This is a genomic window from Allobranchiibius sp. GilTou73 (assembly GCF_021391335.1).
Classification (GTDB): Bacteria; Actinomycetota; Actinomycetes; order Actinomycetales; family Dermatophilaceae; genus Allobranchiibius; species Allobranchiibius huperziae.
Map to the genome: position 1 here is coordinate 1266527 of NZ_CP090051.1, position 13777 is coordinate 1280303.

General features: G+C 69.3%; 13 protein-coding genes and 1 riboswitch. Of the genes, 10 read left to right on the forward strand and 3 right to left on the reverse strand.

Annotated features, from left to right (window positions below):
- Positions 1-120 precede the first annotated feature (120 nt).
- Both LVQ62_RS06380 and LVQ62_RS06385 read left to right on the forward strand, forming a co-directional pair.
- Positions 121-759, forward strand: a complete 639-nt coding sequence (locus LVQ62_RS06380) for a hypothetical protein (protein WP_233766638.1) — start codon at positions 121-123, stop codon at positions 757-759.
- Positions 760-1224: 465 nt separating this feature from the next.
- Positions 1225-2130, forward strand: coding sequence for a hypothetical protein (locus tag LVQ62_RS06385; RefSeq protein WP_233766640.1), 906 nt, complete (start codon positions 1225-1227; stop codon positions 2128-2130).
- Positions 2131-2431: 301 nt separating this feature from the next.
- Here LVQ62_RS06385 and LVQ62_RS06390 read toward each other — a convergent pair whose 3' ends face one another.
- Entirely contained in the window at positions 2432-2668 is a 237-nt protein-coding gene (locus tag LVQ62_RS06390; protein ID WP_233766643.1) for a hypothetical protein, read from the reverse strand.
- On the opposite strand from LVQ62_RS06390, the gene LVQ62_RS06395 reads away from it, so the two are divergent.
- The 3 genes from LVQ62_RS06395 to LVQ62_RS06405 all read left to right on the forward strand — a co-directional run bounded on the left by LVQ62_RS06395 (position 2661) and on the right by LVQ62_RS06405 (position 4235).
- Complete coding sequence (locus LVQ62_RS06395; RefSeq protein WP_233766652.1) at positions 2661-3197, forward strand: hypothetical protein; 537 nt, start codon at positions 2661-2663, stop codon at positions 3195-3197. The genes LVQ62_RS06390 and LVQ62_RS06395 overlap by 8 nt on opposite strands.
- Before the next feature lie 270 nt (positions 3198-3467).
- Positions 3468-3815, forward strand: a complete 348-nt coding sequence (locus LVQ62_RS06400; RefSeq protein ID WP_233766654.1) for a hypothetical protein — start codon at positions 3468-3470, stop codon at positions 3813-3815.
- Between the two features lie 72 nt (positions 3816-3887).
- Positions 3888-4235: a VOC family protein gene (locus LVQ62_RS06405; protein WP_233766657.1), complete on the forward strand. Its 348-nt coding sequence runs from the start codon at positions 3888-3890 to the stop codon at positions 4233-4235.
- A gap of 349 nt (positions 4236-4584) precedes the next feature.
- Here the strand turns inward: LVQ62_RS06405 and otsB are convergent, their stop codons facing one another.
- Both otsB and LVQ62_RS06415 read right to left on the reverse strand, forming a co-directional pair.
- Entirely contained in the window at positions 4585-5364 is a 780-nt protein-coding gene (gene otsB / locus LVQ62_RS06410) for a trehalose-phosphatase (RefSeq protein ID WP_233766659.1), read from the reverse strand.
- Complete coding sequence (locus LVQ62_RS06415; protein ID WP_233766665.1) at positions 5361-6779, reverse strand: trehalose-6-phosphate synthase; 1419 nt, start codon at positions 6777-6779, stop codon at positions 5361-5363. Before LVQ62_RS06415 ends, otsB begins: the two co-directional genes overlap by 4 nt.
- A 242-nt stretch (positions 6780-7021) precedes the next feature.
- On the opposite strand from LVQ62_RS06415, the gene LVQ62_RS06420 reads away from it, so the two are divergent.
- From LVQ62_RS06420 to LVQ62_RS06440, 5 genes are all read left to right on the forward strand, one after another.
- A complete protein-coding gene (locus tag LVQ62_RS06420; RefSeq protein WP_233766667.1) occupies positions 7022-8101 on the forward strand; it encodes a copper resistance D family protein in 1080 nt (359 codons plus the stop codon).
- A gap of 73 nt (positions 8102-8174) precedes the next feature.
- On the forward strand, positions 8175-10001 hold the full coding sequence (locus tag LVQ62_RS06425; RefSeq protein WP_233766669.1) for a serine/threonine-protein kinase: 1827 nt from the start codon (positions 8175-8177) through the stop codon (positions 9999-10001).
- Between the two features lie 139 nt (positions 10002-10140).
- Positions 10141-11706: a threonine/serine exporter ThrE family protein gene (locus tag LVQ62_RS06430; protein WP_233766671.1), complete on the forward strand. Its 1566-nt coding sequence runs from the start codon at positions 10141-10143 to the stop codon at positions 11704-11706.
- 186 nt (positions 11707-11892) lie between these two features.
- Positions 11893-12036, forward strand: a riboswitch (cyclic di-AMP (ydaO/yuaA leader).
- Between the two features lie 74 nt (positions 12037-12110).
- Positions 12111-12773, forward strand: coding sequence for a transglycosylase family protein (locus LVQ62_RS06435; RefSeq protein ID WP_304504476.1), 663 nt, complete (start codon positions 12111-12113; stop codon positions 12771-12773).
- Between the two features lie 321 nt (positions 12774-13094).
- Entirely contained in the window at positions 13095-13733 is a 639-nt protein-coding gene (locus tag LVQ62_RS06440) for an A24 family peptidase (RefSeq protein ID WP_233766675.1), read from the forward strand.
- The last annotated feature ends 44 nt before the right edge of the window (positions 13734-13777 follow it).

Below are 13777 nucleotides of genomic sequence, written 5' to 3' on the forward strand. Positions count from 1 at the left end.
CGGCATCCGGAGCACGGGTTGACAGGTACCGCACAGTGCTCGGCACGGGTTGTTGCAGATACGGGCTCCACCGTGTGGAGGTAAGCGGGCGTCCGCCCGACATTGTTTGAAAGGCTGATCATGCTTCGCAGGACCAAGATCATCACCGGCTCCAGCTTGGCCGCGTTCGCGGCGGTGGGCGTCGCGGTGCCGGCGTATGCCGCCTCGAGCTCCACGGCGCACACCGCGACTGCCCACAGTGCCCGGCACCACCACAAGGGTCACTACCGAGACCGGTTGGACCGGCTCGGCCTGACCCGTGCGGTCATTGCCAAGGACGCGGGCACCGACGTCGCCGGCTTGAAAGCGGGTCGCAGGGCCGGTCAGTCGTTGACCCAGATCGCTGCGCGCCACCACGTGTCACGGGCGGTGCTGCTGGCGCGTCTGGACGCGACCGCGGACGCGCGGGTCGCCAAACTCATCAACACCAAGCTCCCCACGGGAAAGGACGGCCGGCACCCCGCTGTCCACGCATGGGCCCGCCACCATGGTGTCGGCTCGGCGTACAAGAACGTCGCGACGACGCTGAAGTTGACTCCGCAGGCGCTGGCAGCAGACCTGAAGAAGGGCCAGACGCTGCAGCAGATCGCGACTGCGCAGCAGGTCAGCACCGCGACCCTGACTGGAGTGATCGACAAGGACGTTAACGCCGTGATCGTCAAGGCCGCAGACCGTGCACCAAAGGCACGCGCCGCGGCTTCGGCCACCACCACGTCCTGACCCAACCGGGTCCAACGGGCTCGTTGAGGCATGTCCCACCCAACGCAACGATCCGCGCTGGGTGGGACACGTACGCCAAGTCAAGTCGTGGACAGCGCACACCGCCGTCAGGGCGACGATGTTCGACATGCCGCCCTAGATGCGGAGTGATTGCCGCCAGTCGTCATGCAGGTTCAATAGGCGATCGGCACGCGGATCGCGCCACAACACGATCGCCGATCGGGCCTGTTCGCCTGTTGCAATTTGGGGTCGAACTGCCAGGTGTGCGGCTATGAATCCGTGTGCCGCGCGATGATCAGGGACGTGAGACAGGTGCGCAGCTTTGCTGCCAAGTGTTGCCGAATCGGCCCGAGTGCCCTCGTGTCTGCCGTGGCTGTTGTCGCGTTGGCGGGATGCGGGCTGACGTCCCCACCGGGCCCTCGCACAGCACCGGAGCCCGGAAGCGTCCACCAGTCGCAGACTGCGTTGCACGCGTCGCCTTTAGATCCATCGGACACCTTCGTCACCACCATCAATGATCCGGCGCGCGGCGGGCAGGTGCAGATACGTGGCATCGATGATGGCGGGCTGCTGATCACCTCCGCACACAGCCGCGCCGCGACGACCGTCTCAGCAACACGGGAGCGCTCGGGGCCACTCATCGTCGCGCTGACCACGGGGTGTCGAGCCACTGTCGAACGGGTGGATCCCGAAACCGGGCGCGTCACCGTGTTGGACCACCTCACCGAGGACGTCGCCGGCATCACGGTGAGCCCGGATGGCAGCCGGCTGGCGTATCTGACGCACCCGAGGTGCGTTGTGTCCACTTGTAAGAGCATCTGCGCCGGGCCGGAAATATTCAATCCCAGTGTCATCGTCGTATTGGACCTTGCCACCGGGCGCGGCACCCGCACCGCGACCGATACGCCCGGGCACCCGCTGTTCGGTTTGAGCTGGAGTCCCAACGGGCACCAGATCGCCGCTGGGTACAGCGGAAACCGTGACCAGGTGGTCACCTTCGACTCAACCAAGCTCGATTTTGCTACGGCACGTCGGGTTCCCGACCCAAGCGAGCACGGCTACTTGGCACCCGCCTGGACAACGTCAGGGATCGTGGCGGCGCAGGAATCCGGGGCGGGGATGCTCTCACCATCGCGGCTCGTACGGATGAATGTCGACGGGCACGTGTCGGCCAGCTGGACTCTGCCCAGCTGTGTCGACGGTCTCATCACCGCCACAAACCCGACGCGCACGCGGGTCCTCGTCCAAAGTGACATCGGCTATGGCAACGGAAGCTGCAGCAAGAAATGGACGACTCAACTCTCAACGACACTGGGCATCCGCTTGCGCACAATCCTCGAAACCTCGAGCGCCGTCCAGCTGAGTAGTTGAATAACGAGCTGGCTGACTCGTTGTCGCCCGGCACCGCCGACAATCCGGTTGTGGCACGCTCCGCGTGACGAACGGCTGGCGTGGCCGTTGTCATCGGTGCCGCTTTCTGGGCATGCTCAGATCCGCGATCCGGCTTCGCTTGTTCGAGAGCCAATGCTCCAATTCTTGCGCGGGCAAGAGCCGAAGCGTGGCCCCCAGCGCGCCTTGTTAGCTGCTACGGTCGCCCACGATGGCGGCCCCTCGTGGGAGGGTCCCGCTGGGGGAAGGAACATCACGTGAGTGCGACGCGAAACACTCTGGTCTATAGCTTGTCAATTCTGATGGTGGGGGGTTTGGGAGCGTGTGGCTCGTCCGGATCGGCCGGGTCGTCCAGTTCCGCGGGCAGCGCCTCGCCTTCGAGCAGTTCGGCATCCGGTGGCAGCGGAACCAGTAGCACCGCCGCCTCTTCCGGCGGTGGTGGCAGTGAGGGAAGCAAATCCCCTGCCCAGGTCCTCAAGGACGCCAAGTCGGCGCTGTTCAACGCCTCGTCGGTGGACATCAAGGGGACGGTTACCGAGCAAGGGCAGCAGCAGAAACTGGATCTGCGGTTCCAAGGCAACAACACGTCTGGGACGGAAACATCGGGTGGGATCGTCGTCAACATCGTCAAGGTTGGATCTAAGGGTTACATCAAGGCACCGGCCGCCTTCTGGGCCAAAATTGCCGGGAGCAAAGCCGCCGGGCTGGCCGGGAAGTGGATCGAATCGAGCGGATCGAGCGCTGTGCTGGGCTCGTTGACTTTGCAGAGCATCGCCGCCGGTTTGAACTCCACCGACTCTCCCCTTGGGCCCGGCATAAAGAAGACCTCCCTGAACGGGAAGAAGGCCTTGGTCTTGACTCAGAAGGATGGCAGCACCCTGACGGTAGCCGACGCCACCTCGCCGGTGCCTTTGCAAATCGTGGACAAAGCTGCGGCGAGCAAGGGTGAACTTGATTTCACCAACTACGGCACCGATCAACAGATCACCGCACCCAAGGGCGCCATGACGGCCGCCGCGGCCCTCAAAAATCAGAAGACCACCGCCTGAATCCCTGCTCGACCGTTGCACCAAGTGCAGCGGAGTCTCAGCTATTCATGGTGAAGGAGAGTTGACGTATGCGGACGGTGGTGGCAGTAATCGTGATAGTAGTCCTGGTTCCCGTGATGCTGTTCCTCGATAGTAAATTTGGACTGTTCCGCAGGAAAATATAGGTGTCGACACTCCAAACGACGCAAGAGGAGGGTTTGGGGGATGGGTTGCGGCCGATCAACCCATGAGGTCTCCACGTCGAACGGTGATGACTTACCGTTTCGGGTGGTGGGCGCCGCGAACGTACCCGGCGAGTGGTCGAGGGTCGATGTCTCGTCGCCGTTAGCGGTGGTTGAGGTGAACGACTCAATGGTGTCGATGCGTCTACGCGTGTTCGGCAGGTTCGGCGGCGCTCCGCGGTTGGCCGCCCGGTTTGACGAGCTGAAGCGGGTCTACTTAGTGCGCAGGTCGGGGATGGTATTCGGCGTGGGAGTCGCCTTCACCGCCGCAGACGGCAGCGACTTCTACTTCTGGGGCACACACACGTGGGAGTTGGTCCAGTTGCTGCGCCGCGCTGGCGTTCAGATCAGCGACGCGGTAGAGCCTGCAACCAAGCTGTGGCGCGGCGGGGCCTAGGAAGTTCCAGGACCCCGGGAAGCGACCGGCACTGGGGCAATCGACTGACCTGCAAGTGTTCGACTCGCCGCGGTGGCCCTCGACGCGATCGACCCGCTTCCAGAGGCGGAGTTCTGGCGGGATCTGCTCGGGTTGCAGATCATCTGGCAGAACGACGACTTCGTCGCGTTACGCGGCGCCGCCGTGCTCATCACCGTCCAGCGTGTCGCCGATCATCGCCCACCGGACTGGCCCACCGGGAAGGTCCCCAAGCAGCTGCACCTCGAGCTCGCCGTCGCGGATCTTGATGACGGCGAGCGGGCCGCCGTCGCCCTGGGGGCAACTCGCGCGTCTGCTCAACCGAGCCCGGATCGATGGCGAGTGTTGATCGATCCCGCCGGTCACCCGTTCTGCGTGACCAATCAAATCCCCGAGCCATGAGCCACAGCGGAACTCCCGACGAGTAGCGGTCTCCGGTGGGGGAGTGGCGTGACGAACCGGGGTCGGGCGCGTCTCGAACGCACTCTGCGTCCGCTGGTGGGACGGCTCAGTCGGTGATCGTCAGTTCGAGCGCAAGTGTCGTGAGCCGGCGACCGTCGTCGAGAATGCAGCGTGGCCGTCGGATACTCCCATCGCACGTCGACCACGTAGCCGTCGCGAAGCCAGCCGCGTGATCGATTGCTGACGACCGCGACAGCCGGGCCCGCACCTACGCCGCGGGCGGGAAGCTGCTTGTCAGAGGACCTGTTGCCGGTGGGCGCGGCTGGATCGAGGCCGCTGGTACGAACGGTCAGCTATCGCGTGCGGAGGCGACGTGCCGGATGACGGCCAGCACGTCGGCGGAGTCGTGGATGCGGTGCGCCGCGACGGTGTCGCCGGCGCCGACCTTGATGGTGACGTGGCCAGCGCTCGCGGGGAGCACCTCGAAAGCGCGCTCGTCCGTGCGGTCGTCGCCGAGGTAGCAGGTGACCTGCGAGCCGACGTGGTCCGCGAGCGCCCGCAGTGCGGCGCCCTTGTTGGTGTCGAGGACGCCGATCTCCAGCACGTTCTTCCCCGCGATGATGTGCACGCCGACGAGTTGCCGCGCAGCGTCCTCGGCCGCGGCGATCGCCTCGTTCGCCACGTCGTCGTCCATCCCGCGGGTGTGCAGCGCCGCACCCGCTGCCTTGCGCTCCACCCGGGTGCCGGGGTGCTGTGCCGCCACCTGCTCGAGCGCGTCGACGACGGTGTGCAACCGGTCCGCGGCAGCGTCGTCCCACACCTCGCCGGTGTCCAACGGGATGCTCGGCTGGGCTCCGTGCGAGCCGATCAGCACGATGGGCTCGTCCTCGGCGATCCCGGACAGGTGCCGCAGGGTCGCCAGGTCGCGGCCGGACACGATGGCGACCGTCGCGCCGTCCGAGGCCGCCACCTCGCGCAGCGCCTGCACCGAGCCGTCGATCGGCGCCGACGTCGACGGGTCGAGCACCAACGGGGCCAGCACCCCGTCGAAGTCGGTGCCGTAGAGGATCCGGTCGTGTGCGGCGTACGTCGTGAGTGCCTGCCGCAGGGCCGGGTCGAGGTCGCTCACGACGCCGGCTTCTCGGGTGCGGCCTCGAGAGCGGCCAGGAAGTGGCCCGCCCACTTCTGGACGTCGTTGTCCAGCACGACTTTCCGCAGCCGCCTCATCTGGGACCGGCGTTCCTTCTCCGGGGCCTCGATCGCGGCCATGATCGTCTTCTTCAGGCTGCGGATGTCGTGCGGATTGCACAGGAACGAACCGCGCGCGAGCTCGGTTGCGGCTCCGGTGAACTCGCTGAGCACCAGGGCCCCGTCGTCGGCGCAGCAGGTGACGTACTCCTTGGCGACCAGGTTCATCCCGTCGCGCAGCGGCGTGACCAGGGCGACGTCGGCCGCGACGAAGAGGGCGATCATCTCCTCGCGCGGGAAGGACCGATGAATGTACGTGACGGCCGGCGAACCGATCGGGGAGTGCTCGCCGTTGATCTGACCGACCGTCTGCTCGACCTGGCCCCGCAGCGTGCGATAGGCCTGCAGTCGCTCACGACTGGGCGTGGCGACCTGCACGAGCGTGACGTCGGCCGGGTCGAGGGTCCCCTCCGCGAGCAGCTCGCCGTACGCCTTGAGCCGGTGCCGGATGCCCTTGGTGTAGTCCAGCCGGTCCACGCCGAGCAGCAGCTTCTTGGGGTTGCCGAGATCCTTGCGGATCTGGGCCGCGCGCTCGCGCACGGCGTCGGAGTGCGCGAGGGCGTAGACGTCGTGGGAGTCGATCGAGATCGGCACCGCCGCGGCGCGCGTCGTGCGACCGTCGCCGTGGTGCACCACATCGCCCCGCACCCGCACGTGCAGCAGTCGGCGGCACGCGCGCAGGAAGTTCTCGGCGTCCGCCGAGCGCTGGAACCCCAGGAAATCCGCACCGAGCAGACCCCAGAGAAGGTCCTCGCGGCCGGGCAGCTGCATGAAGAGCTCGACCGGCGGGAAGGGGATGTGGTTGAACCAGCCGATCCGCACGTCGGGGCGCAACTCGCGGACCATCGCGGGCGCGAGCTGCAACTGGTAGTCGTGCACCCACACCGTGGCCTCGGGCGCCGCCAGGTCGGCGATCTTCTGCGCGAAGCGCTGATTGACCCGCTCGTACGCGGTGCGCCATCGTCGCTTGAAGGTCGCCGGCACGATGACGTCGTGGTAGAGCGGCCAGATGCTGTCGTTGCTGAATCCCTCGTAATAGTCGACGTGTTCGTCGTCGCTGAGGCCGATGGGGACCAGATACATGTCGTTGTCCTCGAACGGCTCCGGCGCCTCCCCGGTCTCGCCCGCCCAGCCGATCCACGCGGCGCCTTCGCGCCCTCGCATCACCGACTCCATGGCCGTCACCAGGCCGCCAGGGCTGCGCGAGATCGTCACGTTGCCCTCGTCGTCGGTGCTCTGGTCGACCGGCAGCCGGTTCGCGGCAATGACGAAGTCGAAGGTCTTCGGGTCGGGCACGCGGCACACTCCTGCTGTCGTCGGGTCGGCCGGTCTGGCTGCCCCACCCTAGGTTTATCGCGTTCCGACCGTCGGGCGTGCGCGCGCCCATACCTGGCACCCCGGCAGCCGTAGTTAGGTTAGCCTCTCCTAACTATGAATCAGATTGCCGCTGTCGCCACCCCGTACGTCGCGCCGAAGGTATGGCGCGTGCTCACCGAAGTCGGGTACTTCGGAGCCCTCTGCGCCCTGATCGGGGGCTGGTGACCGTGCTGCTCGTCGTACTTCCCGCGGCCACCGGCGACGAGGACGGCGGCGCCACAGCTGCCGACCATGGCGCCCGGCGTCGCGCCCTCGGCATGTTCCCGCTCATGGGCCTGTTGATGCTCGCCGCGCTCTACCTGCAGATGGCGGCACTGACCGCGCGCGCCGGTGAGTTCGGCTTCGGCAGGGGCCTGCAGCCGGGTGCGATCGGCGACTTCCTCAACACTCCGAGGGAGAGTGGCGAATGGGTCGCCCGTTCGATGCTGCGGTCACTCCAGGTCGCCCTGCTGGCGGGCGGTGCGGCGCTGGCGATCGTCGCCGGCCGGCTGCGCTCGGTGCGGTGGGCCGTCGTCGCGCTGCTCGTCGCTGTCGTCGGGGAGCTCGCCCCGAGCGTCCCGGCCGCGTTCGGCGGGCTCACCGTGGACGACTGGCTGCGCACGACGCTGGTCCAGGTGCACATCCTGAGCGGGGTGTGTTGGGTCGGCGGCCTGGGCGTACTGGCCTACCTCGCCATCCGGTCCCGGGGCGAGGGCAGCGGGCTGGCCTGGGCGCGGATCTGGTCCCGGTTCAGCGTGCTCGCGATGGGCTGCGCCGGCGGGATCCTCGTGTCGGGCCTGTGGCTGGCGTGGGAGCACGTCGGGTCGTTCGCGCAGTTCGTCACCACGCCGTACGGCCGGTTCCTGCTCGCGAAGGTGGCGCTGGTGGGGTTGATGCTGCTCGCGGGCGCCTACAACCAGCTGGTCCTGCTGCCCCGGGTGACCCGCGCGATGCGGGAGCACGACGAGACGCGAGTCGGCAGAGCCGTGTTCGACCACTTCCCGCGCGTCGCCGTGGCAGAGACGCTGCTCGGGCTGGGGGTGCTCGTCGTGGTGCCGTTCCTCACCGGCTCGGCCCGCAGCGAGGCCGGGGGCGGCCAGGTCGGGCCGCTCGACGGTCGCACCTTCCTCATCGGAGTGCTGCTGGTCGCCGCGATGCTGCTGTCCTTCTGGGCCACCGGGCGGATCGCGCGGGCTCAGGCTCAGCGACCGCACGTCCCGGCCGACCGGCCGACGGTCTCTGCAGGCCATCCCGGCGAGTGAGCCGTCCGTGCGTGCCACGCCGCGCCGGGAAGGCTCCCGTTCGCCGCACCGTGGGAGCACTTACGGTTGAACCATGTCCTCCCCCGATCGCCGCACCGACGCCTCCCAGGGCTTCACCGGTGCCTCGACCGACGCCATCCGGCTGCCCACGGGGCCGGCCCGGAGGAACGCGGCACAGGGCGCACCGGCGTACGACACCATCGGTCCCTACCGGCTGCTCGGCAAGGTCGGCGAGGGCGGCATGGGCGTGGTCTACAAGGCCCTCGACCGGCGTGACCAGGTCGTCGCTCTCAAGGTGCTGCGTGCACACATCGCCTACGACGACGGCGCCCGCGAGCGCCTGCGCCGCGAGGTCACCACGCTCTCCCTGGTGCGCTCATCGCGGATCGGATGGGTGGTCGACGCCGATGTCGATGGCGACCGCCCCTACCTGGTGACGCGCTACGTCAACGGCCCGCCGCTGGACGCCGTCGTGGAGGAGACCGGGCCGCTGGGTGCCGCGCAGCTCGCCGCGCTCGGCAGCGGCGTAGCGGAGGCGCTGCGCGACATCCACCGCGCCGGCATCGTGCACCGCGACCTCAAGCCCGGCAACGTGCTGATGGACGGCGAGGAGCCGGTGCTCATCGACTTCGGCATCGCGCACGTCGCCGACGAGACCCGGCTGACCAGCACCGGTCTGGTGATGGGCACCCCCGGCTACCTCTCGCCGGAGATCGTCGAGGGCGGCGACGTCACGGAGGCCACCGACTGGTGGGGCTGGGCGGCCACCCTGGCGTACGCCGCGTCCGGCATGGCGCCGTTCGGTCGCGGGCCCATGCACGCCGTGCTCGACCGGGTGTCGGAGGGCCGTGCGGATCTGCGCGGGGTCGACCCGCGGATGCGCCCTCTGCTCGCCGCCGCGCTCAGCCCCGAACCGAGCGCCCGCCCGAGCGCTGCCGAGGTGCTCGAGCAGCTGCATGTCTACTCCACCGGCGGCCACACGACCGGCATCGCCGTGCGGCGGACCCGCCCGGCCACCACCCAGCTGCCCGAGGGGCGTGAGCGGGGTCGGGAAGGCCGCGAGGATCGCAGCGACGCCGGGCCGTGGGGCAGCCAGGCGCCGCGTCGCGCCCAGCCCACGGGGCCTGCGGCTCCCGTGCTGCCGCCGGTCGCCCGGACCCCGGATCCGACCCGCGACTACCGGCCGGCGCCGCGGCAGACCGTCGACCCGGGATGGGGCGCCACCCCATCGCCCGACCCGTCGTACGCCGGCTCCGGGCGCACCCACCTGGATCCCCGCATCGGACGGCCCGCTCGCACCGGGACCCTCGCCGCGCTCGCCGCCGCGGACGTGGGGCTCGCGGTGCACTGGCCGGTGCTGGCGCTGATCGTGACGTTCCTGTGGTCTTTCGCCGCCCGCTGGAACGATCGGGCGATCACTTCGATGGTGCTGCGCCGCTACAACTCCGGGCCCCGCAGGTCCGATCCGATGGTGGCGGTGGCGACGTCGCCGCTGCACGCCGTCGTCGGCGCTTTCTCGGCGCTGCTCACCATGGTCATCCCGTTCTTCGTGGGGGCATGCGTCGCCGCCGGGACCGCCGTGGTGACGGCGTTCGCCCGGCATGCGCCCGCCGCCGTCGACCGTCCGATCCCGATGGTGCTCGGCACCCTGGCCGGCTGCGCGGTGCTGTGGTGGGGCCCGGGCAGCGCGGGGATGCGGCGCGGTTCGCGCAGCATCGTGCGCTCGGTCGCCCGGGACGTGCCCGTCACCCGGGTCGTGATCGGGGTGTGCGTCGCGATCGCGTTGCTCGCGGCCCTCTACGGTCTGGGCTCCCTGGACCAGGGGGTGAGCACCTTTCCGTATGCCGACACCGCACAGCTCCCGCTGAGCGACGTTCTTCCCTCGCTGCCAGGTGGCTGAGAGAGCATGACGGGGTCGCCCCGCGGGGCGTCTCCCGTGTGCTGCGCTCGCTGAGCCGACGTCCCCGTCGGGCCCGTGCGTGGCGGGTGCGGGAGCATCGAAACCTTCCCGACCGACGTACCGGAGGTGCGTGAGACCCATGGCGCAGTACGGCCACGAGGCACCCCTGCCCGACCCGGATTCCGGCAGCTACCGGATCCCCGAGGACACCGACTCCACAATCGCCGAGTCGCCGGCCCATGGGTTCGCGGTGGCGCGACGGATGCGTTTCCTACGCGGCGAGCCGGTCACCGAGCCCATGCCGATCGCGGACGCGCTGCGCAACTCGCCGTACCGGCACCCCGCGACGATGAGCGCACCGGAGAAGGACGCCGGCACCCGCAAGGCGCTGGATCTCGCGGTGCGGGTCGGGGAGTTGCTGCTGCGCTGCGGCGCGGGCACCCGGGACGTGGAGGCCAGCGTCGTCGCGGTCGCCGCGGCGGCGGGCCTGCGACGTCTCGAGGTCGACATCACCAACCAGTCGCTGTTGGTGCAGGCGCCCGGTCCGTCGGGGGAGACCGTCACGATGCTGCGTGTGGTGCGGTCGAGCACTCGCGACTTCGCCCGGCTGACCGACGTCCACGTCATGGTGCAGGAGCTGACCCGGGGCGGCTTCACCGACATCGACGAGGCGCTCGGACGGCTCAAGCGTATCCAGCGCAGCACCCGGATCTACCCGCGGTGGTTGATCGCGGTCGGCTATTCGGCGCTGGCGGGATCGGTGTGCGCGCTGCTCGGCGGCGGCAGCATGGCCATCGTCGTGGCCGTGCTGTCCGCCTTCGTCACCGACTATCTCGGCCGTCTGATTCGCAAGCGCAACATCCCGTCGTTCTACATCGACGCGGTCGGCAGTGCCGTGTCCGTGATGCTGGCCTGGCTGGGCTACCTGCTGGCCGCGAAGGGCGACCTCGGGCTGCAGATGTCGACGGCCGACTTCGCGTACGCCGTCTCCGGCGGTTTGGTCGTGCTGCTGCCCGGACGCGCGATGGCCTCAGCGGTCGAGGACGCCATCACCGGGTATCCGGTGACCGGCGCAGGCCGGTTGCTCACGGTCTTCCTCAGCGCCGCCGGCATCATCGTCGGCGTCGCCGGCGGCCTGTCCCTCACCCTCAAACTCGACTCGGCGCTCAACCTGCAGCTCACCTCACCGGGCGCCCTGCACTTCGGATCCTCGAGCGCGACGCTCAGCCTGCAGTTCCTCTACGGCGCGGTCGGTGCCGCCGCCGGTGCGCTCACGATGCGCAGCAGGCCGCGCTTCATCCTGCCGACCGCGGTGCTCGGCAGCCTGGCGCTGGGCCTGTCGGGTCTGGCGCACCTGGTGTGGGCCGTCGGGGCGACCACTTCCATCGCGGTGGCGTCGGTGTCGGTCGGGGTGCTCGCCCGCGTGATCGGCCTACGGCTCGGCGCGCCCGCCCTGGTGCTGGTGCTGCCGGCGGTCTCGCCGATGCTTCCCGGTCTGCGGATCTTCGAGGGCATGTATGACGCCATCGTCGGCTCGGTGATCGGCTCCGCCGCCTCCAACACCCAGAGCGCGGCGGCGTTCCCGACCCTGCTCGGCGCCGCGGGAGTCGCTCTCGCCATCAGTACGGGGGTCGTACTCGGCGATGTGCTCGCGGCACCGCTGGATCGCAACGCGCTGCGGCGCCGCCGAGCCCGCATACGCTGATCTTTCGGATAGGGCAAGCATTTCCGCCCGCGTGTCGCAAACCTCCGGTAACGTTTGCCGCCCCTGCACGATGTGATCACCAGTCACACGCACCTCATACGTCACAAGTACGGGGAAGTGTCACAACTGCATACCGCACACCCGCGCGTCCGGACGCCGAACCTCATCGGACGCACCGGCCCCTCACTCCCGAGGACGCCGGCCGAGGACGGGGGACCCAACAACGGCGGACGCCGTACGTGTCTGCCTAGGGGTGAAGCCGGCACGCCGGCCGGGCACCTGACAGCCCGAACCCGACAGCTCACCCCGCAGGCGTTCGTCAGGAAGGAACGCTCTTGCGTTACGCACCGAAACACGCTGTCGCCAGACCGTCGTCCATCCCCGGACGACGCACCGCTGGAGTCATGATGGCCTCCGCCGCCACCGTCGGCGCCGGCCTGGCCACCGCCGGCGCCGCCCACGCGGAGTCCCCGTACAACGTCTGGGACCGCGTCGCGACCTGCGAGAGCAGCAACAACTGGGCGATCAACACCGGCAACGGGTACTACGGCGGGCTCCAGTTCTCGGCCAGTACCTGGACGGGTTTCGGCGGCTCGAAGTACGGCGCCACCGCCAACCTGGCCACCCGCGACCAGCAGATCTACATCGCGCAGGCGGTGCTGCGCGCCCAGGGCCCCGGCGCCTGGCCGGTGTGCAGCGTGCGCGCCGGGCTCACCCGCGCCAACGGTCTTGCCGTGGTGGTCAACCCCGGGAGCGGCAACCCCACGCCTCAGCCGCCCCCCTCCCGCGGCACCGTCCGCAAGCTCGCCGTCGACGGCTCCTTCGGTCCGCTCACCATCAGGGCGGTGCAGCAGTGGGTCGGGGTGTCGCAGACCGGCACGATGTCCTACTCCACCCGCACCGCCCTGCAGCGCAAGGTCGGCACGACCCCCGACGGCGACATCGGCCCCAAGACGGTCGCCGCCCTGCAGACCAAGATCGGCATCAGCCGCGACGGTGCGTCGTACATGAACACGCGCACCGTCCGCGGCCTGCAGACCTTCTTGAACGCGCACGTGCTGGTCTGACCGACTACTCGAACCGTCCGTCCCTGTTGCAGGGGCGGGCGGTTCGTCGTCGTGCGGTGTGTTTCACGGACGTTGCTCACGTTTCGGCCCGCTCAGTCCGAAATGCGGGGTGCGGCAAGGGGTGTGGGCTCGTTGTGGCCCGCTCGCCCCGAAACGCGGCGTGCGCGTGGGGCTCGGCCGTCACAAGGGCACCGCCCGGTCCGTTGCGCGCGGCGCGAACGGTGGTGACCCGGCACAAGGGCGCCGCGTGGTCCCTTGTGAGCATCGACCGTTGTCCACAGACTGCGCACGCGCGGGCGCTCGCTCCATCAGACTGACGCGATGATCGCGGTCGCCGTTCTCCTCGCTGCCGCCGTCGGCGCGGCGTACGGGGAGTGGCTGCGGCGTTCGCTAGCGACGGGGCGCTACCGGTTGCCCGACGAGAGCGCACCGCTGCCCGCCCGCAGGTGGCTTGTGCCTGTCGCGGCACTCGCGGCCGCCGGTGCGGTGTGGCACTTGGCAGACCTGCACCGCTGGGGCCTGGTGTCGGCGTACGTCGTGCTGATCGCCGTCGCGCTGCCGTTGGCCGCGATCGATCTGGACGTCCACCGGCTGCCCGACCGACTCACCCTGCCGGCCATCCCGGTCATCACCCTGCTGCTCGCGCTGGACTGGGATGTCCACCGGCTGCCACGCGCACTGCTCTGCGGGGCTTTCGCCGGGATGGTCTTCCTGCTGCTCGCGCTGGCGGTGCCCGGCGGTCTCGGCCTGGGCGACGTGAAGCTGGCCGCCCTGCTCGGACCGCCACTCGGATGGTGGGGTTACCCGGTGCTGATCCAAGGACTGGCAGGCGGTTTCGTGATCGGCGGGGTCGTCTCGCTCGTGATGGTGCTCACGCGCCGGGCCACCCGGCATACCCACGTCGCGCTCGGCCCGTCGCTGCTGCTGGGTGCGCTGGGAGCGCTGCTCACCGCCACCTGAGGCCGCCGGTACGATCGGTGCCGGTCCGCGCGGTATCGCGGGCC

Excerpts from the sequence above, each read along its gene's own strand:
- LVQ62_RS06380 (WP_233766638.1), top strand. The coding sequence starts at position 121 with ATGCTTCGCAGGACCAAGATCATCACCGGCTCCAGCTTGGCCGCGTTC.
- LVQ62_RS06390 (WP_233766643.1), bottom strand. The coding sequence starts at position 2,668 with ATGTCCACCGACGAGGCGTTGAACAGCGCCGACTTGGCGTCCTTGAGG.
- LVQ62_RS06425 (WP_233766669.1), top strand. The coding sequence starts at position 8,175 with ATGTCCTCCCCCGATCGCCGCACCGACGCCTCCCAGGGCTTCACCGGT.
- LVQ62_RS06430 (WP_233766671.1), top strand. The coding sequence starts at position 10,141 with ATGGCGCAGTACGGCCACGAGGCACCCCTGCCCGACCCGGATTCCGGC.
- LVQ62_RS06435 (WP_304504476.1), top strand. The coding sequence starts at position 12,111 with ATGATGGCCTCCGCCGCCACCGTCGGCGCCGGCCTGGCCACCGCCGGC.
- LVQ62_RS06440 (WP_233766675.1), top strand. The coding sequence starts at position 13,095 with ATGATCGCGGTCGCCGTTCTCCTCGCTGCCGCCGTCGGCGCGGCGTAC.